Source organism: Paenibacillus sp. J22FR83 (assembly GCF_059691955.1).
Window position 1 is genome coordinate 170391 of sequence record NZ_JCAUAM010000003.1, and the last position, 24284, is coordinate 194674.

A 24284-nucleotide genomic window follows, 5' to 3' on the forward strand; every position below is an offset into this window, starting at 1 on the left:
TCTCGTTACCAGTTCTAGTAATGAATTACTGACAAATTATACAGGATTACAGGGAGCTCCTAAAATTGGATGAGGTGGACTTGGTCTCAATCTGCATCCCTCCACAGCAACATATTAAAGTGACGATTGACTGTTTGCATGCAGGCAAGCATATGCTCCTCGAGAAACCAATGGCGATGTCATTGGAAGAATGCGATAGAATGATTGAAGCGGCGGAGGGATCGGGGCGGATATAGGAAGGTAAGTCATCGAATTGGTAACTGCCATCTACGAAGCGGCTATAACAGCCCTACCGGTTCAGCTGCCGTTAATGCAAAAAAGCCTGTTATATACACGTGAAGGTATTCTCGCTCATGTGCCTCGTTTCAACAAAAAGCTATCTATAACATAATTCATTAGTCGTGCAAAGTATTTATATATTTAGCTAAATATTAAATTATTTAGGAGTGTATAAAATGGCAGTAAAAATCAGCATTATCGGAGGAGCTGGCTTCCGTGCGCAGTATTTTTTGCGAATTGCGCAAGCGTTACCGGAGAGTTTCCAGATCATCAGTATGGTGATAAGAGATGTATCTAAAAGGATAACGATGCAAGAACAATGGAGAGTACCAGCCTATCCTTCTCTAGAAGAGCTTCTAAAGTATGAGCAACCGGATTTCATTGTGCTATGTGTAAGCGGCTCACAGAGCCTGGATTACCTGTTTAAGCTAGCGGAAATAGGGATTCCGGTTTTGGTAGAAACGCCTCCTGCACCGGATATGCAGGGATTGGAACTTCTTCATGACAAGTTAACATTGACAGGAGCACGCGTACAAGTAGCTGAACAATATCAATTTCATCCCGTGCAGGAAGCGCGTTTGGCCCTAATCCGTTCGGGAAAACTCGGCGTTGTCACGGAAACGACAGTCTCCATCTCCCATCTGTACCACGCCGTCAGTTTAATCCGTCGAATGCTAGGTATCACCTTTGAAGAAGTCAAGATTAAAGCCATGCGTTTTGAATCCAGATGGGTTAGCGGTCCTACACGGAGCGGTCCACCAACGGAAGACAGGATGATTCCGATGAAAAGGGATATGGCGTGGTTAGATTTCGGAGACAGATTGGGGATTTATGACTTTACCAAAGACCAGCACCGTTCTTGGACACGTTCCAACCATCTCTCCGTAAGGGGAGAGCGGGGAGAAATCTTCGACAACCGGATTCTGATCCAGCAGGAGAACACGGTGCCATTGCAGATGGAAATGAAACGAGTCAACCGAGGCGAATATGAAAATGCAGAAGGTTACTTTCTGCAAGGAATTCTTTGCGGGGAACAATGGTTGTATCACAATCCTTTTGCTCCTGCTAGGCTTTACGATGATGAAATTGCTATCGCCAGCTGTCTGGCGAAGATGGCTGCCTATATCAATGGCAGTTCAGAGTTTTACAGTTTGTCAGAGGCCTCCCAGGATCACTACTTGGGCATGATGATTGAAAAGGCGATAACTACGGGAGAGACCGTGATCGCTACAAGACCGTATTGGGCTAAATAATGCGGACTCTATATTTTCGGTCTATTTTATAACAAATCGTGGATCATTCATATATATTACTGATTCCCTAGTTGTTACTATAGTATCAGGCAGGTGAGATTATATTGATCAAAAATAGAAGGGGGAACAAAATCGAATTCGAGCATTCCGGAACGTTGGCTATAACAAATGCAGTTTAGGATTGCTGCCATGGAGCTTTAGCGAAGATTCGAAGATGTAGTAAGTGAAAGCGCATTCAAAACGTTGAGGAGGAACATGTAGAATGAATATAAAGAATTGGCGAAAGTCGCTTTCAATTAATTTGATTAGCGCTCTTATGCTCTCGGCCATCGCCCCTATGGTGGTTTCACCTTCCGTTCATGCAGCGGTTACCGCTGCACCAGTAACAGCCAACTGGTATACGCAATATCAGACGATGGACGGTTTAGGTGCCGCTTATGCATTCACAGATTCCGTTCAAATGATGCAGCTAGCATCAGCTGGCCATCAAGACACCGTAAGACATCTGCTGAATCTGACATTCAGTGAAAAAGACGGAACTGGACACGACATTGTACGGGTGATCATCGGTGATAACGGTGGACTCACCACCGCTAATGCGACAGCAACTAGCCCAGGATTCAACCCTTTAACTGGCTTGCTAGCTGATGTTACAAAACCAGGATTTGATATCCAGAATAATCCGATTCCTATGAGGGGAACAGCCGGTCAGTACGGATATAAAATTGAAGCATATGACCGTTTCTATGACGGGAACACCGATAGTATTTGGCCTAACGAGCCTGAACATGATCCAGGCACATTGGTACCTGTTGAGGGGTTTGTGTGGGATTCCCCAACGTGGAATCAACCGATTGCGAATGACGATGGTGGCCCTACCAATCTCTTGAGTGCGCCAGGCCAAGATCCAGTAATCATTAAAAACACGCAACGAACTCGAAAAGAGCTGTTCGACTTCGACCAGGTGTGGACAATGCTACAAGCTAAGCAGTACGGTGTGAACCAATTCTATGCCTGCGTATGGACTGCACCCTATTGGATGAGTAACTCGTCAACCAATGCACCTAATAAGATAATTCGAGCGGACGTCGCTACAATTGACGGAAAGCCAGTAAAAATTTATTACCAAGCTTTTGCTGATTATCTTGTCAATTATATCCGAGGCATGTGGGAGCAGTGGGGTATTCCCATTACCGATATCAATCCCTTTAATGAGGTTGACCTTGCAGGCGGATCCGCTGCCTATGTGACAGAACTTATTGACAGCTACGTCGGTCCTACCCTGAAGAAATCGATGCAACCAGGCGGTGCACTCTACGATATTAAGGATCCAACAGGTAAGATTATAGATTTCATACCTAAGCTTGCTGCTGTAGATGGTACCAACCTTAGTGCATCTCTCAGCAGAGGTGGTGCGGTATTCTCTGAAACTGACCCAGGTAATGCAACAGATAAAAATCCGTATCTCGACACATTTACGACTCACCTGTATGGTACAGTCGGTATCGGTACGGATGAAAATAAGCTCTACCACACAGGAGACTTTTCCCAAAGTCCGTTGGATTATACCAAGGATGGATCTAAGTATCCAGAATTTCTGACCAAATATAAACTTTGGCAGGCGGAGTTTATGAATCAGGATACCGGCGATGGATCCGCTGGTGCCTATACGCAACGTTATGGCAACCAAAATATCAATGATGCCGTTCGTTGGTCCAACCTGTTGACGAATATGTTTACAAGCAATCCGGGCTTCAACGGTTTTGTATGGTGGAGTATGTGGGATAACAACGGTGCTGATGGTTCCGACCTGATCCGTTTCGTAAACACGAACTCCCAGCAGAAAGCTGGTCACACAAGTACACTGACTGGCGAATATCGATTGTTTAAACGCTTCTATGGATATGGTCATTTCTCCCGCTTTATTAAGCCAGGCGACGTACGCTTTGATGTAACACGTGCACCTATTGCTGATATCAATGTTGTCGGTTTCAAAAACCCACTGAATAATGATTTCGCGATGACAGTATCAAATGCGAAAAATGATGACAGCGTTCAGCCATTGGAATTCACATTGAAGGACTTCCCTGCAGGTACCTCGAGCGTAACTGTATTCCGTACTTCAGGCAGCGAGAATCAGAAGAAATTGGCAACGATTCCTGTAAGTAATGGTAAGTTCGTTATCGACATCCCATCGGCTAGTATCGTTACGATTGTACCTTCACAAGGCACTTTCGCCACGTATAATGGTCTTGATGGCGAACGTGATATTTTCTCTTCCCTCGAAGCGGAGGCAAATGACAATAGCAAACCTGGTAATACGACAGGAAATGCGGGTCGCGACAATGAGGCTGTCACACTTGGTAATGGCGAATATCTCGCTTATAAAAATCTTAATTTTGCGGATGGTTCTGCAAACGGCGGTGTGGTTCGGAGACACTTGTTGTACTTAACCGCACAAACAAAGGCAACAAAAGGCGGTAACCTTCAAGCCTATGTGTTACCAGTAGGAACACCTGTAAATAATATAGCTGATATTATATCTCAAGGAACGCGGGTAGCTGATATTTACGTACCAGCTAATAATAAATTTGGTAAATTCCAAGATATGGTGGACACAGGCGATCTTAGTGCATACGGCCATAAGGATCTTTATATCGTAGCTGCTGCGAACGGAACCAGTGATACGATTACCGTAGACCGTTTCTTATTTGGGGCTAATGATTCCGATTGGAGTACTGCAGCAAACAACTCGACGGTATCCATCCCAGGGAATATTCTAGTCAATGGCGACTTTGACACTACAACGGCATCCAATACAAACAATTGGAATGCAGGTCGTTACAATAATGGAACGTTTGAACAGTCGGTAACAGGCCCAGTTCTAACAGCGGATACCATTCAGAGCTACTCGGGTATGTCGCGATATCTCAAAAATAACAACACATCGAAAGTAGCCGGATCTGGAAAAGTAGCCAACCGTATTAATGCTCAAGGGCAATATGACGGATTGTGGCAAGACGTAACTGGTAAACTGACCAAGGGCGAAAAGTACAACTTTAAGGGTTACTTCCTTGCCATGAAGAATCGCCCGGAGAGTTATGATATTGCTGCCGAGAACCCAGGGGACGTTGAAGTCCAACTGGTATATTACGACAGCGTAGGTAATCAACTGGGCATGACCCCAATCAATAAACGTGATATGCCTGAACCTTACGCTGCTCGTGAGGCCGGAGATCCTGCCTATTGGAGTAATGGTCAGTTAGTTGGCCGCATTCTTGAGGGCGGTCCTGTCAGCTTAACCTCCTTCCAGCCTGTAGACGTGAAGATAGCAGACTGGCATGAGACACCTAACCAACCGTTCACTTATAGTGAACCAGATGGTACGGCTAAGGTTGTTTTGGCCCTTTATGCGAAGGATTCCAACATTCTTTATGGGGATCAACTATCACTAACTGCTGAAATGATTCCTACTTACAGCGTTTTCGTTGATGGTGTCCAACCTTCTAATTTTGACGCTAACAAGTCTGACTATACGTACACGGTAACTGGAAGTACAATTCCAACTGTAACGGCATCTACGAATGATAAAGATGTACAAGTAAGTATTTCTCAAGCGGATAGCACGCAAGGTACTGCTGTTGTACGTTTTATTAAAGGTCAAAATGTGAAAACCTATAAGATAGCACTTAGTACTACTGAGGTTATAAATTTTGCCGATGGACTTCCAACAGGTTGGAAGGTAACGAACCCAACGGATCCTCAGAATCCTCAAAGTGCCCTAACTTATAGTGCAACAGGAGCATCCGTCGCAACTCAAAAAGCGGATACAGATTATCCAATTAGCCATAATATCCTGGAATTCCCGGGGACAGCTAATGGGAACTGGACACTTTCGGCGAAGCTCACCGTGAATAAAGCACTAAGTGACGCATCTTTTGCAGAGAATACACAAATTGGTCTAGGGATGAGCCGAACTTCCACGGGTGAATTCTTCAGAATCAATGCAAGAAAGAATAGTACTTCTATTAAAATCAATAATTCGGATATGGTGGGTACAACACCACATTCCAATACGACTGGCCAAACAACCTTAAGCGGCACAGACTATTATCTTCGCATTGTAAAGACTGGCAATGATGTACAAGGGTACTATTCAAGAGATAATGGTTCAACCTACTCACCATTAGGGAATACTTCGGCCAATGTCGCGACGACTTTCTCTCCAGAGTTCTTTAATGATGCCAAATTGCAATTGTATGCAATCAATCTTAGTGCAACAGCGGATTTGCAAGCAACATTCTCCAATGTGACATTCGTGAAGACAATGGCTAGTTCAGGCGATGTTAGTGCGGATCAACAGGCAGTAGAACAAGCAGCATCCCTAATCGGTACTACGATTACAGTTCCGAATGCAACGGGTGATGACGCAGCAACACTGAAAACAAAAGCTCAACAATTACTTAATAATGATGCTAATTTAATTTCACTTGGGGTTACCGCCCAAATCCTTGGAACAGTTGGTGATTATGTACTTAGCCTATCGAAAGGAACCTCAACGATAACGGTAAATGCCTTTACTATTATTGGGCAAGCAGGATTCTCAGCGGCATTAACAGGAACAACGACGGTTACTACTGGTCAGTCATTTAATGTAAACTATGGATTAGTAAACGTAACACAAGGCGTATATGCGCAGGATGTAACGTTAAACTTTAACGCTTCCCAACTGGAGCTTCAAGGTGTTCAATCCTTGAAAACAGGTGTTATCGTAGCAGACAGTCAAGTTATAGCTCCTGGACAAGTTCGTGTTCTGGCATACTCTCAAGGAGTAGCGAATGCCGTGTACGGAAGTGGGGACCTTCTTCAATTCCAGTTTAAGGCACTTTCTACATCCAGTACGGTAAATAGTTCCGTTTACCTGACAAATGTTAAAGTATCCGACGACATCGGAACGGTTACGAATGTGAATAGCGGTGCGCCGTATACCGTTACAATTGAAGCAATCGTAATCGATAAAACTGCTTTAAATAGTGCTATTGAATCAGCAATGGCGAGTCGCGATGCGGCAACGTATGGTCCTCTGTGGGGACAATATCCATCCGGCGCCAAAACAGCATTGCAAGCAGCTATTATCTCTGCACAAGGAGTAGCATCGAATCCAACTGCTACACAAGATCAGGTCAACCAGTCGGCCTTGCTGCTTGGCAGTGCACTGCAAACCTTCACGAATTCTATTCGTACACAAGCTACAATAGGTGATTTAGGCTACTTAGCTAACCGCTATAATTTAACTTCCGATGCATCGGACTGGAACGAAACTAAGCGTTATGATAATAATCATAACGGACGAATTGACATCTCTGACCTTGCGTTCATAGCAAGACTAATCCTGAATAACTAAAACAAGCAATGGTTTCCGGAGGAAGGTTATGCAATACCTTCCTTCCGGTATTTCGGTGGAGAGGATGAAGAAGGTATGCTTAGAAGACAAGGTTTGATGGGTAGTGTTCTTGCAATTATGTTTCTATGCACAATGTATTTGCTTCCTGTATCTCCTGTACATGCGGAGGATTCACCTCAGTTAGTTCTGACAACAACTTCCGACTCAGTAACTGTTGGCAGCGAACTGAAGGTTACTATTCGAGGCCAGCAGCTGAATGACTTATATGCCTATGAGTTAAACCTTACTTATGATTCGACAAAGCTCAAATATATAACTGCTGTAAGCGATGTGAAAAATGAATTTACAGTCCCTACCATACAAAACGGAAATCAACTTCAATTGGCACACACAAGTGTAGGACCCAAAAGAGGATTAGATGGGAATGTTAACTTATATACACTTACATTTGAAAGTCTTTCTGTTGGTTCAGCCGACATTTCGCTTGATAAGATCACTTTAATTGATTCACAATTGCAATCTTCAGATGCAGTCGATGTTTATCAAAAAACGATTATCATTGCGAATAGCAATAGCGGAAATGGTGGTAACGGTGGTAACGGTGGTAACGGTGGTAATAATAGTAGCGGTGGAAGTGGAACCACTGACCCTATTAGTGAACCAGTAAAGATGACAGATGATGGTAAAGGTAAAAAAACAATCGAGCTTCCGGCAGCTGCCAATGAAGTGAACATAGCGTTGAACCAAATTGGAAGTGATCCCCAGACGCATTTGGAGATTAAGAAAGATAATCTTAGCGTGGAGCTTCCTTCTGAGGTGTTGCAGCAATTAAGAGGTAATTTATCTCTTGAACAATGGAATGACAGCAGGCTTTTATTCACTATGAAACCTCTTTCAGATAATGAAGCAGATACACTTATAGACAAGAGCCAACAGTCTTATCATGTTGATTTAAAACCTTCTGGCAACGTATACGAATTCAGTTTGCAAATAGTCACAGGTGGGAATGAGATTACGTCATTGAAAAATTTCACTACACCAATCACTTTGCGATTCAAAGTAGATCCTTCCCTAAATGCTAAACTAGTCTCCATTTATTATATTGCGGATGATGGAACGCTTGAGTTTATAGGGGGTACCTACGCAAATGGAGTAATATCTGCCGAGATTTATCACTTTAGTAAGTACGCTGCTATAGAATACACTAAAAATTTCAAGGATGTACCTAATGTTCATTGGGCGAAAAATGTGATTACAGAGCTTGCTTCCAGGCATATTGTAACGGGTACAAGCAGCACGGATTTCGAGCCGGAACGTCAGATTACTAGGGCTGAATTCACAGCCTTACTGGTGAGAGCACTTCATTTAACCGACAATGGAAATAGCAATTTCTCGGATGTGTCAGTATCAGACTGGTTCTATCCTGAGGTTTCGATTGCGGTGAAGTCTGGCATTGTTGAAGGAAAGAGTGAAACGACTTTTGCGCCTGAAGCATCGATCACACGAGAAGAAATGGTCGCTATGCTTATGCGCGCATATGAAAAGCAACACGGTAATGCTGCTGTACCTTCTGTAAACGCTTTTGACGATGAGGATGCTGTTTCTTCATGGGCAACGACGTATGTCAGGAACGCGAGAGCGTTGCATCTTGTTGAGGGAAGAGAGGGCAATTTGTTCATACCTAAAGGAGTCGGAACTAGAGCAGAGGCCTCTCAAGTTATTTATAATTTCTTGGGGCAATAAAGTTGTAACTCTCGAGATAGGCAACTTAATGTTTCTTGCATTCCCCAACAGACTAATAGCCCTTGGGCGCTCCAGTATGGGCGTTCAAGGGCTGTTAGCTTTAAAATATTATATTTGAAAGGATAATTTCTATGGAATATCTCGGGATTAATCCTCAAATTGAATTGTTTATCAATAGAAACTCCACATCAAATTGGATTATTGAAGATGCGACAACAGATTTCTACGATTTAACATATATCTTCAAAGGAAGGGCTTATTACCGCATTAACGGAACGGTGTATGAAGTCAATCAAGGAGATCTCTTGTGCATCCCTAAAGGCAGTCGTCGAAGTGCAACCACGGACACTGCAAATCTAATGATCAGTTATGCGCTGAATATTCAAATCTACGATAGGGAAGGCAAGGATATTAATCTGCCGTTTCCATTAATATCTCATATCGGTGAGCCCGAAGAATTGCATTCATTGTACAATGAGTTAACATTTGAATGGTTAAAGAAAAATAAAGGTTATGAATTGAAAACACGTGCATTATTGCTTATGATCCTACATTACTATTTCAAGGCCTTATACTATAAAGACAACCATGTGAACATAGACAAACGAATACAGAGATCCATTAAATATATTTTGAGCAACTTGCAAAATCAAATAGAAGTTGAGGTGCTAGCATCCATTGCTGGCTTGACCACAGCGTATTTTGGCACTCTTTTTAAGAAATACATGGGTGCATCTGTTAAGGAGTATATTAACAGAATGAAAATTAATAATGCAGAGAATATTCTCCTTAGCGGTGAATTTACTGTGCAGGAAGCCGCTTATAAATGCGGCTTTGAAGATATTTATTACTTCAGTAAAGTATTCAAAAAAATAAAAGGTTTCCCGCCATCTAGAATTCTGATAGAGAATAGTAGGTCAGATCGACAGGAAGTTGAAACCCTAAGCAAAAGGTATTTCTGAAGGGAATGCAGTCTGAACAACACACTGAATGTAACCGCTTTCTAAAAAAGTACAAATGATCGATTATCCATCCATGGAGTTCATTCTAAGGCTTGTATATCATATTATTAGTAGTCATTTTTTAAGAAAAGGAGTAAACAAAGATGAATTTTCAAAATCCCTTAATTAACGTCTCTCGTATGCTGGTAGTCATGATGCTTCTCTCTGTATTTGCGTTTGCCCCTGTCCCTGCCGCCGCAGCTGGAGGCGAACTGACACATGAACTGAACGATCTCATCGCAAAAGCCGAAACTTTAAAAAGTGGTAATGAGGAATTCCCGCTCCAAATTAGCAACACGGACGTTGGATCCGATGTGAACAAAGCGTTCCCCTGGGTGTACGCTGACGAACTCAGAGATCTTAATAACGCGCTTGAGTTCGCGCGCAATGCGATGACTCCCACCAGCGAAGCTATAGCCAGTCTGCAAACCGCCATAGTCAGCTTCACTGGAAAAATCAAAGCGGACGGTTCAGATCCCTATTTCCGTCTTGATCCGGGTCCTGGCAAAGTACCTGTAAATATTACTGCGCCAAGCAATGTCTGGACCTCGAGAACCCCGCTTGACAACCGTGTCCCTGCTGACTTTGCTGGTGGTACATACAAAATGATTCCGTATCCGTTTGCAGATTCCCAAGGTAAATCTGATGTGCTTCAGATCAATTATGTCCATAACGGAAAGACCACCTTCGGAGGAATGACTCTTCAGTCTCCATTGTCTCCAAGTGTAGATGTTCCCGCAGGCTCAAATATTGAGTTTGATGTGTTCTATCCCAAGAGCGCGCAGGGGAAATTCATGAGGTGGAGAATTAGGAATGCCAGCTCTGACATCGATTCCTATCTCAGGGAATATGAGTACAACAACCTTAACCCTGACTGGATTGGCTCCTTCAACGGTGAAACTTGGTTGTTGAAGCACACGAGCATTACCGCCACAACAGGCACCTCCTCGAATTTCATTCTTGAGCTCCATGGCGAGAATGGGCGTCCTGCAGAAACGGGTATGCTTCTTGTCGGTAACATCAAAATCACCGCACCGGACCCTAACGGCGTTGCGCTTCCTAACGTTGTTAACAAGGAAAACCAGAGTGTCGTAACGCCTTTAAAGAATGTTTACAACAAGCAGAATGGCACGTTCATGGTCGGTACGATCGGAACAGGAGCAGTAACTGGAACCAGAGCTAATCACTATGAAATCTTTGTCGATGGCAACAATCTCAAGGCGGATGCAACGCATCCCCGCGGCCCAAGTTGGCTGAAAAGTGTTACTGGCGAGGCGCTGAGCGGTGCAACCACCACGCCTGGTGTAGGTGAATACAGTTTCCCGACCAGCTCTTATCAAGCAATCAGGGATTCCGGAACTCCTGGACAGTATAAGTCTCACGCCCACGTTTTGGCATGGTACAACCAGGCACCTGCTTGGATGAGACAGATGATTCCCGCGACCCTTACATTGGGATATAATGGAACAACCGATTACTATGGATTGGGCAACGGCGTTACAACTACGGTTAAAGTAGACAAAGAAATGGCCAGAAGAGTGCAGTTTAACCATACTATGTATGTAATGCGACACTTCCTGACTACAGATACGAAGTATGGGTCAAGTGTATCTCGCGGAGTAATTCCCATCCATTCATGGGATGTACTTAACGAAGAGGTTCACGAAAGCCGTCACAGCGAAACGATCCCCGCGGATCCGAACAGCTGGAGACAGTCACTCAAAAATACGAACTGGCTTTCTGCCATGTCGGATGATCTAATTGGCGGCGATATCACCGAGCATTACATTTACATGCTATTCAAAAACGCACACATCGCGGCCCCTAACGCCAAGATGGCGGCGGCTTACAAAGCCAACTACGCTAACCTTCCGGCGTATATGAAGCTCGATGGACATGACAACGTTGGCAGCATTGATGCATATATCGTGAATGATCCTCCGAAACTGACTTATAACGATTACGACATCTCTAATCGCACCAAAGCAAGAACTGTATACAACATGATTCGCGCAGTGAACACGGCATGGCTCTCCGATCCGCTGTATGACGGAAGACCCCTTATCGAAGACATGGGTATTCAGGGACATGATTCGATTGGAAAGACGCTTGCAAGCGATAACCAATATGCCATGGCCCTCTATGCGTCTCTTATTGATGAAGGTCTTCTTTCCGGCATTGCCTATTCAGAACTTGACCTTAAGGCACCGACCAGCACCCCAGGCGGCGGAGCGGTCGCACCTGCAGTGCTCAATGTCAGACAGTCTGACGCCCTTGGTTATGAGTACGCCCTAATGTACAAACTGTTCAATAGGTTCGCCCCTTACATCGATCACATCATCAGCTGGGGTGTAGCCGGTTCAGGATGGCAGGGAAGCTATGTGCTGTTTGACAGTCAGAGCAATGCCAATGCCGGCTACTATGGCGCCGTGAATCCGGACAGATTCGTTCTTGGACATTCATACCTAGAAGAATTCTTTAAAGGCGAATACGAGAAACTTCAGAACAGTTATGCGATTGACCTTGGCGATCTTGGAATCTATACACCGGGAAATGGTGAAACCAAATCGCTTACAGCAACAATCGCAGCTAACGATAGTGTGACACCTGGAAGTACTTTCGCAGCAGTTGTTAGCCTGGATAGCGTGACACAAAGTGTATACGCACAGGATATCACGCTAAGCTACGATACCAGCGTATTCGATTATGTCAGTGCAGGGGGTGCAAACAGTAACATTCAGGTTCTGAGAGAAGATACTGTTAGCCCTGGAAAAGTGAGAATCATCTCCGTTAATCTCGGAGGGCTAGCTGGTACCAGCACAGCTGTGTTGAATGTAACCTTTGGAGTAAAGGCAGGTGTTCAGAATACGACTGGGATCATTGCCGTCTCTGAAGCGAAAACTGGCGGTTTCGATGGAACCGTAACTACTGCGGTACCGAGCAGTAAGACTATTTCTGTTAGCGCAGTTCCACAGGATAAAGTTGCTTTGATTGCAGCTGTTACGAGTGCACAAACGCTTTACAACGCGGCTGTAGTTGGTATTAAACCTGGCCAATATCCGCAAGCAGCTAAGGATGTATTCCATGTAGCAATTAACGCCGCAATTGTTGTAAGAGACAACACGAATTCTACTCAAGTACAAGTAGACAGTGCTCTCGCAGCACTTAATAGTGCCACCGACACCTTCAAGGCCACGGCTTACAAGTCGACAGACATTAGTGGAAAAGATGGAGTCCCTGATGGAGTCACTGATGTAGGTGATCTTTCGACGGTTGTTACTTACTATGGCAAGAACTCCACTAGCGCAAATTGGACAAAAGCTAAAATCGCTGATATGAACAACGATAACAAAATTGATATCTGGGATCTTGCGTATGTCGCAACCAACATCAAGTAATTCGGTCGTTATGAACTTTGCGTGTAAGCAAGGAGATGGATGTAACTAGTTCTATTGAAATGAGTGAAGTTGTCAAAGCCTCCGGCAGCGGCAATTTTGCTCATTTTTTTGTTGTTTTAAAGAGTAGACATGAATAAGCTGTTCAATTCGACCTCCCTTAAAAAAGCGCACTTCCCTCTTAAATTTCTGCATCCGAAATCTGTTACAATAGCTATATTAGCTAAAGCTAGGAATGAGGCAGCATCATGACTTCGAACCCTTTTCGACTGCACAAGAGCATATTCGCCAAATTTACGCTTTCCTTTATTTCGGTGGGGCTTATCCCCTTAATTATCCTCAGCTATATCTCGCTGCAAACTTTCAGCGGATTTATGGAGCGCTACGCCACGAACAATTATGATCAAATGCTGCTCTATGCGAGTCGGAATGTTGAAGATATGTTCATGAAGTATAACAACATCTCTAAGCTCATGTATTCCTATGGGGTAGGTGGGCAATATGGCCAGTTAGGGCAAGCGATTGCGGCACAAAGCAAAGAAAATGATTATCGCTTGACGGTGACGATCAACGATTTTCTACAAACGGTACTATACACGGATCGTGACTTGCAGAGTGTCTTTTTCGTTCAGGCGAACGGTACTTACCATAATTTAACCAAGAATAATGTGGCCTTAGATTATCAATATCAGTATCCACGAACAGAATGGAAATCCCAAATGGCGAACAACCGTAATGGGCTTGCCTTTTTCCCGACGCATAAACAAGAGTATTACCTAGGGGCCACCGAGCAGGTGATGACGTTTGGGCGAAATTTAACGGATGTGCTCGGCTCTTCCAAAATTGAAGGGGACCTTGTCGGCACTTTTTATATGGACGTCGGACTTGGGGCATTTAATGAGATTTTTAAGCAAATGTCCCTGAATAATCGTGATCGTGTCTATGTGGTCGATGAACATGGCATCATTCTATACTGTAATGATACGAATGAAATCGGAACGATGTATCAAGCGAATCTTTCGGATGATATGCTGCATTTGCGGCAGGAAACGGCAGAGAATCATCTGCAAATTATCGGTGAATTTAATAAAAAAGAACTGTTTCTTAAGCTGGAGCAACTATTACAAACGATAACAATCGTGATTGGCCTATGTATTGTATCTTTGATTATCGTAGCGGTATGGTTCTCAAACCGGTTTTCTAGACCGATTCGAAGCATTACCCGCGAAATGGCAAAGGTCGAATCCGGCAATTTCGATACCCAGGTAACGGTTCAATCCGCGGATGAGTTAGGGCTGCTGGCCCATGGTTTTAATAAAATGGTAGGGCGGTTGCAAGAATACATTAATGTCGTATACGTGGCGGGGCTTAAGCAGAAGCAGGCGGAATTAAACGCGCTGAAAAGTCAGATACGACCTCACTACTTGTACAACACGCTCGAAGTTATCCGAATGAATGCTGTTGCAGAAGATGCGAATGAAGTGGGCGATATGATATTATCGCTCTCTCACCAGCTGAAATACGTGCTTGATTATGGCGAGGAAACCGTCACCGTCCGGGCAGAGAAAGCGAATGTGGAGCAATATTTTCAATTGATGGTCATCCGGTACGGTGAGCACAGACTTGCCATGGATTTCCGATTCGACAGCGACTTATTGGACTGCGCTATTCCCAAGCTTTCGCTGCAGCCGATTGTGGAGAACGCGATCTATCACGGCATCATGCCTAAGCAGGGGAAAGGAACGATCAGGATCACTATTGAAAAGTCGGAATCAAACAAACTCTTTATTTCTGTGGACGACGACGGCGTGGGTATGAGTGAGGAAACGGTGGAAACTGTTCACCGCAATCTGGCCCAAACCAGCTCGTTGGAAACGGGGAGTAGTATTGGACTTATCAATGTGCATGAGCGCATCGTAGCTCTGTATGGAACGGAATTTGGCGTTGAGATCACGAGCAGCAAGCATATAGGGACTACGGTTCGGCTGGTCCTTCCTTTAACGAAAGAGGTGAATAACCGTGCTAAACGCCATTCTGGCTGATGATGAACCGATCATTATTAAAGGCTTGAAGAAACTCATCCCATGGCAAGAACTCGGTATTCATATTGTCGGAGAAGCAATGACCGGTAGAGGTTTAATGGAGCAAATCGAGCTGCTCAAGCCAGATCTCGTCGTAACAGATATTTCTATGCCTGACGGAACTGGAATAGATGTGATTAAGCACGTGCAGAGCTTGCAGCTTCGGACGAAAATTATATTCATCTCCGCCTATCAGGAGTTTTCGTATGCCAAAGATGCCTTAGCTTATGGCGCCGTTGACTATTTGGTCAAGCCGATCGAGAAGAATTTGCTGCTCGATGCGGTTCAGAAAGCGATCACGCAGCTGCAGGAGGCGAGTGAAGATCAAACGTCCAAAGGAAAGTTGGCCGTTTATGAGCAAAAGGATAAAAAAACGCAGCTTGAGGAACTGTTCGATCGTTTGACGCAAGGAGATATCGGGCCGGAGGAAGCAAACCGCAAGCTGCAAGCGTTGGAAATTTCGTTCCAAGCGCCGTGCTTCTCTGTGCTCTCTATGGAGTTAGAACGTCTACAGTTACAGGACGGCAGATGGGGCGAGCATGAGATGCGTTTGCTGCTATTTGCGGTGTCCAATTTGGCGGAGGAGCTGATTGGTACTTACGGGAGAGGACTTGTCATTCGCAAGGCTGAGAACCTGTGCGTGATCGTGAATCACGATCGTAACAGCGCCGATATGAAGCGGCTTGCCAGTGAGATGCGGGATAAGATGCTCTTTTACTTAAAAGTCCATGTGACGATTAGTATCGGGAAGCCGGCTCACTCGCTCGAAGATATTCGTCACGCCTATAAGTCCGCAGTGGATACGATGGCTCGCAGCTATTATGAAGAGGCAGGTACAGTCTTAGAATGGATCCAGCATGAAGAGATATATAAACCAGAGTCGAATGTAGAGCAAGCCAAGCAAGCGATTATTCAAGCCGTTATTGCAAAGGATAAGGCACATGTAGAGGTGTTGCTCTCTGATTTCTTCAAACAAGTCCATATCCATGCTAATGGAAGCAAAGAACCTGCCGTATTGGCTGGTTATTCCTTGCTTATTGACGTTGTAGAGGCACTGGCTGAGGTCGGGATAGCGATAAGCATATCGCCAGAGGTGAGGAAGGACTGGCTTCAGCAGATGCATCACTGTTCTCGCTTTGCTGCTTTGACCGATTTCCTGACTAGGCAAGTCATGGGTATTCTTGAACAAGTCAGCGCCTCGGGGGGGGCCCGAGAAGCGCAGCAGATGAAATGGATTAAGGAATACATCGAAGAGCACTACAAAGAGAATATTACACTCGAAAGCATGGCTTCTCAAGTATTTATGAACCCTTATTATTTCAGTAGTTTTTTCAAAAAACATATGCAGGAAAACTTTAAACAGTATGTGACTAACATTCGGATGAAGCATGCGGTTAGACTGCTGCTGAATACGGATCTGCTTGTGTATGAAATTGCCGAACAAGTTGGCTACCAGAACCCGCGGCAGTTCAGCGACATGTTCAAGAAGTGCTACGGCAAGCTCCCGCATGAGTATAAAAATCAAATTAAAAGCTAGGATGTCGTAATTTGCGACATAAGCAGCTTTCTTTCTGGCCTCTGTAGGATGGCCAAGGAAAGCTGCTTTTTTCATTCGCTTAGCCCTTTTAAGCTTCTTAAATTCATGCATATCAAGCTTAAAAAACTTCATTCAAAGCGTTTTCACCGTATGTTAGTCTTACCTTACGGAACAGAATAACAGAAGATGCGGCTTCGCGAACCGCCTGGCTCTGTTCAAAGCAACAGCAGAATAAAGGGAGGTTTACATTCAATATGATTAAAACTTTTTCCAAAGTACTCGTCAGTTCGACAGTGATTGCATTGATATTAGCAGGCTGTGGCAATAGTGATTCTACAGATACCAAATCGAGCGCAGCGCCGGCAGGCTCGACAGCAGCAACAGCCGCTCCGAAGAAAGACGTTACGTTCAGCATGATATATGCAACTGGCGACCCGGCTACGAAACAAGCTGTATCGGATTCCATTGCTGCTTTTACGAAAGCAAACCCGAACATCAGAATTAAAGATTTAAGTGAAACGACATCGGCCGCTTATCTGGACTTTTTGAAAACAAAAGACGCAGTTGGCGAATTCCCAGACCTTGTTGAAATGCGCGATACGCAGTTGTTCGCAGATGCCGGGAAGTTAGCGGAACTGCCGAAGGAACTGCAAGGACTATTCGATAGCGTACCTCAAGTTAACGGCAAAGTGTACAACGCGCCGATCTCGCTCCCTGCGCCACAAGGGATTATCTATAGCAAGAAAGCTTACGCAGATGCAGGCATCACGGAAGAGCCTAAGACATATGCCGATTTCATCGCCGCACAAGAAAAGCTGAAAGCGAAAGGAATTTCCCCGATCGTTGTCGGTGGTAAAGACATCTTCCACTGGGGCTTCTGGGTGAACAAATTCCTGATTGACGAAGTGTTTATTAAAGATCCGGATTGGAATTCGAAGCGTTCGGAAGGAAAAGTAAGCTTCACGGATCCAGGACCAGCAAAAGCGATGCAGTTGCTAACGGATTTGTTTACCAAAGGATACGTGGACAAAGGTTACATGAGTACAGCGGATAATCAAACGGCTTCGATGCTAGTTACCGGCAAGGCAGCAAGCTTGTATTCCGGACCGTGGATGTTCCCGACCATTGCCCAAGCAGATCCGAAATTCGATTTCGGCTGGTACCCAGTACCTGATCAAAACGGCGCTATTAACGTTGTCGGCGTAGCACAGCCGAGTGGTTGGTCGCTATCGACTGGGGCAGCGAAAGATGCTGACAAAACAGCAGCAATTACACAGTTTATCCAATTCTTCTTCAGCAAAGAGCAATATCCGAAATATTTGAAAGTGGCGAGCGCAATCCCGTCCACGAAGGAAAAAGTGACCTACGAAGCTTCTCCTCAGCTTCAAGAAGTACTGGCGATGATGTCCGATCCTAATGTGAAAAAATCACTGCAAATCAATAACTTCTGGGGCGCGAACCAAATTCCGCCGCAATTCCGCAACTGGTTCTACAAGTCTGTTCAAGATTGGCTTGTAAAAGGCGATTTCAGCGTAGATAGCCTGAAAAAAGCCGACGCAGAGTGGGACACTGAAGTGAAGGCAATGAAAAAATAATGACATAAAGGCTGCACACGGAGAACCTCATCTTAACAGCTGAGGTTCTCCTGCTAACTAGGAGGCGTAAGAGAATGACAACCATACAGCCTGTAAAGAGAAAAAGAAAATGGCTATCCTTTTCCATCGTGTTTCTTATTCCTGCTTTGATTCTTTATACTGCATTCGTAATGGTTCCAACAGCAAGCAGTATATACCTTAGTTTCACTTCCTGGGATGGCGTTAGCTCAGATATCCGTTTCATTGGATTCGACAACTTCGTTGAGATGTGGCACAGCGAGCGCGTGCATAACGCGTTGAAGAATACGATGATTCTTTCCATTGTATTAGTGGTTTTGGAGAACATCTTAGCACTGCTACTGGCGATGCTTGTGGATCAAGTACGTTGGTTCCGCAACTTGTTTCGCAGCATTTTTTACTTTCCAACGTTACTGTCCGGGATTGTCATGGGGTTTGTCTGGACGATCATTATGAATTATAACTTCGGCGTCTTATCGCAAGTATTCGATAAAATGAATCTTCCCTTCCTGAAACTTGATTGGCTTGGAAATCCGGATTATGCCTTGATGGCGATCATTCTTACGACCGTATGGAAAGGCGCAGGCTACTATATGATCATTTATTTAGCCGGTCTCCAAGGTGTCCCGCCAGAGCTGACGGAGGCTGCGAGCATAGACGGAGCCAATCGGTGGCAGCAATTCCGCCATATCACGTTTCCGCTGCTGGCAGGGGCATTTACGGTATGCATGATGCTATCGATGATTGCGTCCTTGAAAATATTCGATCAAATTGCCGTTATGACGGATGGTGGTCCTGGTTTTGCTACAGAAACATTGACGTACATTATTTACAAAGTAGGCTTTGGCGAGCTGCGGCAAGGCTTCGGCACAGCGCTATCACTTGTGCTTTTCACATTGATCCTGATCGTATCGCTCATCCAGATTAAGCTGCTGCGCAGCAGGGAGGTGCAATTATAAGATGAAAAAACAGAAATCCATGCTGGAATGGCTCATTTTCGCAGTGACGCTGGTTCTTGCCCTCATCTTTTTCTTCCCGATTTACTTTAGTTTGATCTCTGCTTTTAAAAGCAATGGCGCGATTATGCGCGATGCGATTGCATTCCCGACCAGCTTGTATGTAGACAGTTTTGTCTACTTATGGACGAAAACGGATTTCCCACGTGCGATGGTGAATTCAATTATTCTCACAGTAACTTCGATTATCGCGATGATCTTCGTCATTCCGATGGCGGCATACGCGATTGAACGTACGCATAAAAAATGGACGAATGCCGTCTATGTGTACTTCCTGGCAGGCTTGATGATTCCGTTCCAGGTGTACATGATTCCGTTATTCAAAGAAATGAAAATGTTTGGTTTGTATGGCACTTTGGGAGCGCCAATTCTGATTTACGTATCCGGTTCGGTCGGCTTCGGTGTCTTGCTGTATACCAGCTTCTTAAAGGGCATTCCACAAGAAATCGAAGAAGCTGCTGAAATCGATGGCTGCTCTCGATACGGCATCTTTTGGCGGATCGTATTTCCACTTCTTGGGCCGTGTACAGCAAGTTTAGTTGTGCTAAATGGTCTCGGGATTTGGAACGATTTCCTTATGCCAAGTCTCGTGCTGCCTTCGGATAAACCGAAAACAATGATCGTCGAAATTTTCGGATTTGTCGGTGAATATGCATCACAATGGGACATGGTGTTTGCGGGCACAGCGATTTCCATTATTCCTGTATTGATCGCTTTCGTCGCACTTCAGAAGTATTTCGTGAAAGGGATCGCTGCAGGAGCTACCAAGGGATAGATATAGAGATTATTTACAAACCGGAGAAAGTGGGAGATAGCGGATGTTAGATGGGGAAAATCAAGCTTGGTTACAGGCAGTGATCGACAAGATCACAACGAAAATGGACTGGGTGAGCGAAAAGTCGAGAAATAAAATTCCGTATACCACCGTTAATGGGACACATGATAACCGCATCGTAGATAATCCAACTGGGCTTGAATCCGACGAAATCAATTGGTGGACCAATGGGTTCTGGGGCGGCATGATGTGGCTGATGCATCACGAAACGGGAAATGACAAGTACAAAGAGATTGCGCAAATTTCGGAAGGCGAGATGGATCGTTGCTTTCAGGAATTCTATGGCTTGCACCATGATGTCGGATTCATGTGGCTGCCGACGAGCGTGGCAAACTATCGGGTGACGGGAAATCCGGTATCCCGCAAAAGAGCGCTGCATGCAGCGAACTTGCTTGCTGGCCGATTTAATCTGGCAGGGGGATTCATTCGCGCATGGAACGATCTAGATGAAGGCGACACAAGAGGTTGGGCGATTATCGACTGTATGTTCAATATCCCGCTTTTGTATTGGGCATCGGAGGAAACTGGCGATCCGCGGTACAAGCAAATCGCTATGAAGCATGCGGATACAGCGATCACCGCGTTTGTGAGGCCGGACGGGTCAGTCAACCACATCGTGGAGTTCGATCCTTTCGTTGGCGGCGTGGTGAAAACATACGGTGGTCAGGGCTATGAAGAGGGTTCGTCATGGACGCGAGGCCAGACGTGGGCGCTTTATGGTTTCATGATGAGCTATATTCACACGCAGAAGGATGAGTACCTGCAAACCGCTAAGCGGATTGCGAACTATTTTATCGCCAATATACCAGCAGACGGTTTTATTCCTGTTGATTTCAGACAACCGAAGGAGCCAAAGCTCGAGGACGATACTGCCGCGGCTATCGCAGCATGCGGATTCATTGAAATTGCCAAAGTCGTCGGCGAGTATGAAAAGGAACTATACTTAGGCGCAGCGTTGAAGTTGCTTCGAACCTTAGATCAATCTCGGATTGACTGGACGACGGATAACGACTGTCTGCTCCAATACGGGTCGGCATCTTATCATAATGATAAGCATCATCACCCGATTATCTACGGGGACTATTATTTCATGGAAGCCATCTTCAAACTGAAAGGAAACGATTTGTATCTATGGTAATTCAGAATCCGATCCTGCGCGGTTTCAATCCGGATGCTTCCATCATCCGAGTAGAAGATGATTATTATATTGCAACGTCAACGTTCGAATGGTTTCCCGGTGTACTCATTCATCACTCGAAGGATTTAATGAATTGGCGGCCTTTGGTCCGTCCCCTGGACCGTGTAAGTCAACTCGATTTGCGCGGCGTGCCAAGCTCAGGCGGCATTTGGGCGCCATCATTAAGCTACGACAAAGGCACGTATTATTTATGCTTTACGAATGTCGTTGGCCGTAAGGGCGTATATAAGGACTTACACAATTATGTGGTGACGGCGCCATCGATTACAGGTCCATGGTCAGAACCGATCTATCTGAATGCCAGTGGCTTCGATCACTTTTTGTTCCACGATACGGACGGACGTAAATATGTGTTTAATATGCAGTGGGATTTTCGCAAAAATAAACCCAGATTCGCCGGCATCGTCATGCAGGAGTTTTGCCCATCGCAAGGCAAGCTGATCGAAGATATCAAGCTGGTTACGGAAGGCACGGATCTAGGCGTAACGGAAGGTCCGATGGTGTACAAGAAGGACGGTTACTATTATTTGCTGTTGGCCGAGGGCGGAACGGGCCCGATGCATGCCGCGACGCTCATGCGTGCTAAATCGATAGACGGTCCGTATGAAGTCGATCCTGACTATCCGATCATGACGACAAGAACGTCGCCTGATCATCCACTGCAAAATGCGGGACACGGTTCTTTGGTTCAAACGCAGCTCGGCGATTGGTACATGGTGTTTATCTGTTCGCGTCCGCTGAAGGATGGAAGCGGGCTTAGTCCATTAGGCAGGGAGACTTCGCTGCAAAAGGTTGTCTGGACGCAGGATGGTTGGCTGCGTTTAGCTTCAGGCGGGAAGCAGCCACAGCTGCTGATTCCGGAGACGGAGCTAACGCCGCACCCTTGGATGCCGGTCCCGATCCGCGATGATTTCGATGAGCCGCAGCTCAGCGTCCACTGGCATTCGCTTCGTGTTCCCTGCGAAGAGTCATGGATAAGCTTATCTGAGCGCCCTGGATTTATGAGGCTGAGGGGAAGAGAGTCATTGGCTTCCTTGCACAATCAAAGCCTTGTGGCTAGACGGATTCAAAGTTATCAGTGCGAGATGACGACGTGTGTGTCGTTCGAGCCGGAATCTTTTACCCAAATGGCAGGTCTTGTTCTCTACTATGATGAGTCTGATCATTACTATTTACGCATTTCGCATGATGACGATCTGGGGAAACATCTCGCAATCATCGTAAGCGATCAGGGAAAATATGACGAGCTGGATGTTTATTTGCCGATCCCAGTTGAGGAGAGCATTTATCTAAAAGCAACGATGGACTTCGAACGAATTCAATTCAGCTATTCACTGGATGGTCATTCTTGGCAGTTCATCGGGCCGACGTTGTATGCTGGCAATTTAGCGGACAGTTACGCGAAGAAATTATCCTTTACGGGTGCTTTTGTCGGCCTTTGCGCTCAGGATCTACGAGGCACGCGGCTGCATGCGGACTTTGACTTCTTTGATTACAAGGAAATGGGTTAACCTAACATGATGAGTGATGTATATGATGTGAAGGCATTCGGCGCAATCGGTGATGGCGTTACCGTTGATACGCTTGCGATTCAGCAAGCGATTGACGCTTGTTTCGATGCAGGCGGCGGATATGTCGTTGTGGCAGGCGGAACTTTCGTCTCTGGCACCATTTTCTTGAAATCTAACGTGTATTTGCAGGTGAATCCGTCTGCGATCTTGCTCGCCAATCCGGATATTCGCGACTATCCGGACGGAACGCACTATAACCGATATATCAATGAGAAGGATATGGATAAATGCTTTATTTACGCGGAAGACGCTGTGAATATTGGTGTCATTGGACAGGGCGAGATTAACGGCAACGCCGAAAGTTTTCCGAATGAGGGGAGTATATATCGCCCTATGATGATGCGTTTTTTACGCTGCACCAACATTCATGTCAAAGGTTTACGTCTCTATAACTCAACTGCGTGGACGACCGCGTTTCTCGATAGTGAGAATATTTGGTGCGAAGACTTGGATATTCGTAACGACAGAAGGTATAACGGGGACGGACTAGACTATGACGGCTGTAAAAATGTTTTTATAGCCAACTGCAAGATTGTAGGGACGGACGATAACCTTTGTTTGCAAGCGAGCAGCAAGGACTTTCCGATGAAAAATGTGCATATCACGAACTGCCAATTTACATCGATTTGTGCTGCTATTCGTATCGGGCTTAAATCGGTTGGCGATATATCAAACGTAACGATCAGCAACTGTACCTTCGAGAACATATGGCGCGAGGGAATTAAAATCGAATGTACGGAAGGCGGCAGCATCACCGATATTGTAGCTCAGGGGCTAGTTATGCGGAATGTCACGAGGCCTATTTTTATTATTTTGAACAACCGTCTGGATAGGATTGGCTCTTCGATCGGTCTTGATCAGATGCCGAAGATCGGCGCGATGGCGCGAATCAGTCTAACGGATATCATTGCGACAGATGATGAGGAAATGCGTAAGACCCACTATAGGTTCACCGACGATATCATGGGTTGTCCGTCCTTCAACGGCATTCGGGTCGATGCCTGCGAGAGCTATCCGATTCGAGATCTGACGATGAAGAATATCACGTATACCTTTGTCGGCGGTGTGAAAAAAGAAGAGGTTCCGGCTGACTATCCTCGCGTTTGGGATATGCGCTATGATCATCCGGATCAAGTATCCGAAAATTATTATCCGACCTGGAGCCGGACGACATTTATGGATGTTCGTCATGTTGAGCGGCTTACCCTGGATGGACTGAAATTCCACGCGATGCATGAAGATACGAGGGATTCGTACATTATCGAGAATTGTCTAACATTGAAGTCAGATATCTTGGAGTATTAACACATAGGAGACGGAGCACCGTGGAATCGGCAGGCTCCGTTTCGATCTTGTAA

The 24284-nt window shown here is 45.3% G+C and carries 14 protein-coding genes; all 14 read left to right on the forward strand.

The window, feature by feature from the left end; genetic code table 11:
* Positions 1-38: 38 nt before the first annotated feature.
* The 14 genes from AC58PV_RS06695 to AC58PV_RS06760 all read left to right on the forward strand — a co-directional run bounded on the left by AC58PV_RS06695 (position 39) and on the right by AC58PV_RS06760 (position 24231).
* Positions 39-236, forward strand: coding sequence for a Gfo/Idh/MocA family protein (locus tag AC58PV_RS06695; protein ID WP_497431810.1), 198 nt, complete (start codon positions 39-41; stop codon positions 234-236).
* Between the two features lie 219 nt (positions 237-455).
* Positions 456-1532: a Gfo/Idh/MocA family protein gene (locus tag AC58PV_RS06700; RefSeq protein WP_497431493.1), complete on the forward strand. Its 1077-nt coding sequence runs from the start codon at positions 456-458 to the stop codon at positions 1530-1532.
* 262 nt (positions 1533-1794) lie between these two features.
* Positions 1795-6936 carry a hypothetical protein gene (locus tag AC58PV_RS06705; RefSeq protein WP_497431494.1) on the forward strand — a complete coding sequence of 1714 codons (5142 nt, stop codon included), beginning with the start codon at positions 1795-1797 and terminating at the stop codon, positions 6934-6936.
* Positions 6937-7011: 75 nt separating this feature from the next.
* Positions 7012-8679 (forward strand): S-layer homology domain-containing protein, encoded by a 1668-nt coding sequence (locus tag AC58PV_RS06710; RefSeq protein WP_497431495.1) that lies wholly within the window; start codon positions 7012-7014, stop codon positions 8677-8679.
* A 131-nt stretch (positions 8680-8810) separates the two neighbouring features.
* Positions 8811-9641, forward strand: coding sequence for an AraC family transcriptional regulator (locus AC58PV_RS06715; protein WP_497431496.1), 831 nt, complete (start codon positions 8811-8813; stop codon positions 9639-9641).
* A 143-nt stretch (positions 9642-9784) separates the two neighbouring features.
* Positions 9785-13078, forward strand: a complete 3294-nt coding sequence (locus AC58PV_RS06720) for an endo-1,4-beta-xylanase (protein WP_497431497.1) — start codon at positions 9785-9787, stop codon at positions 13076-13078.
* Between the two features lie 245 nt (positions 13079-13323).
* The gene (locus tag AC58PV_RS06725; protein ID WP_497431498.1) at positions 13324-15117 is read left to right on the forward strand and encodes a cache domain-containing sensor histidine kinase; all 1794 of its coding nucleotides are present in this window, start codon (positions 13324-13326) and stop codon (positions 15115-15117) included.
* A complete protein-coding gene (locus AC58PV_RS06730) occupies positions 15095-16693 on the forward strand; it encodes a response regulator (protein ID WP_497431499.1) in 1599 nt (532 codons plus the stop codon). Before AC58PV_RS06725 ends, AC58PV_RS06730 begins: the two co-directional genes overlap by 23 nt.
* A 254-nt stretch (positions 16694-16947) precedes the next feature.
* Positions 16948-18288: an ABC transporter substrate-binding protein gene (locus AC58PV_RS06735; protein ID WP_497431500.1), complete on the forward strand. Its 1341-nt coding sequence runs from the start codon at positions 16948-16950 to the stop codon at positions 18286-18288.
* 74 nt (positions 18289-18362) lie between these two features.
* Positions 18363-19265 carry a carbohydrate ABC transporter permease gene (locus tag AC58PV_RS06740; RefSeq protein WP_497431501.1) on the forward strand — a complete coding sequence of 301 codons (903 nt, stop codon included), beginning with the start codon at positions 18363-18365 and terminating at the stop codon, positions 19263-19265.
* 1 nt (position 19266) lies between these two features.
* Positions 19267-20097 carry a carbohydrate ABC transporter permease gene (locus AC58PV_RS06745; protein ID WP_497431502.1) on the forward strand — a complete coding sequence of 277 codons (831 nt, stop codon included), beginning with the start codon at positions 19267-19269 and terminating at the stop codon, positions 20095-20097.
* Between the two features lie 43 nt (positions 20098-20140).
* Positions 20141-21295 (forward strand): glycoside hydrolase family protein, encoded by a 1155-nt coding sequence (locus AC58PV_RS06750; RefSeq protein WP_497431503.1) that lies wholly within the window; start codon positions 20141-20143, stop codon positions 21293-21295.
* Positions 21289-22866, forward strand: coding sequence for a glycoside hydrolase family 43 protein (locus AC58PV_RS06755; RefSeq protein ID WP_497431504.1), 1578 nt, complete (start codon positions 21289-21291; stop codon positions 22864-22866). The genes AC58PV_RS06750 and AC58PV_RS06755 overlap by 7 nt, the downstream gene beginning before the upstream one ends.
* A gap of 6 nt (positions 22867-22872) precedes the next feature.
* Entirely contained in the window at positions 22873-24231 is a 1359-nt protein-coding gene (locus AC58PV_RS06760; RefSeq protein WP_497431505.1) for a glycoside hydrolase family 28 protein, read from the forward strand.
* Positions 24232-24284 lie beyond the last annotated feature (53 nt).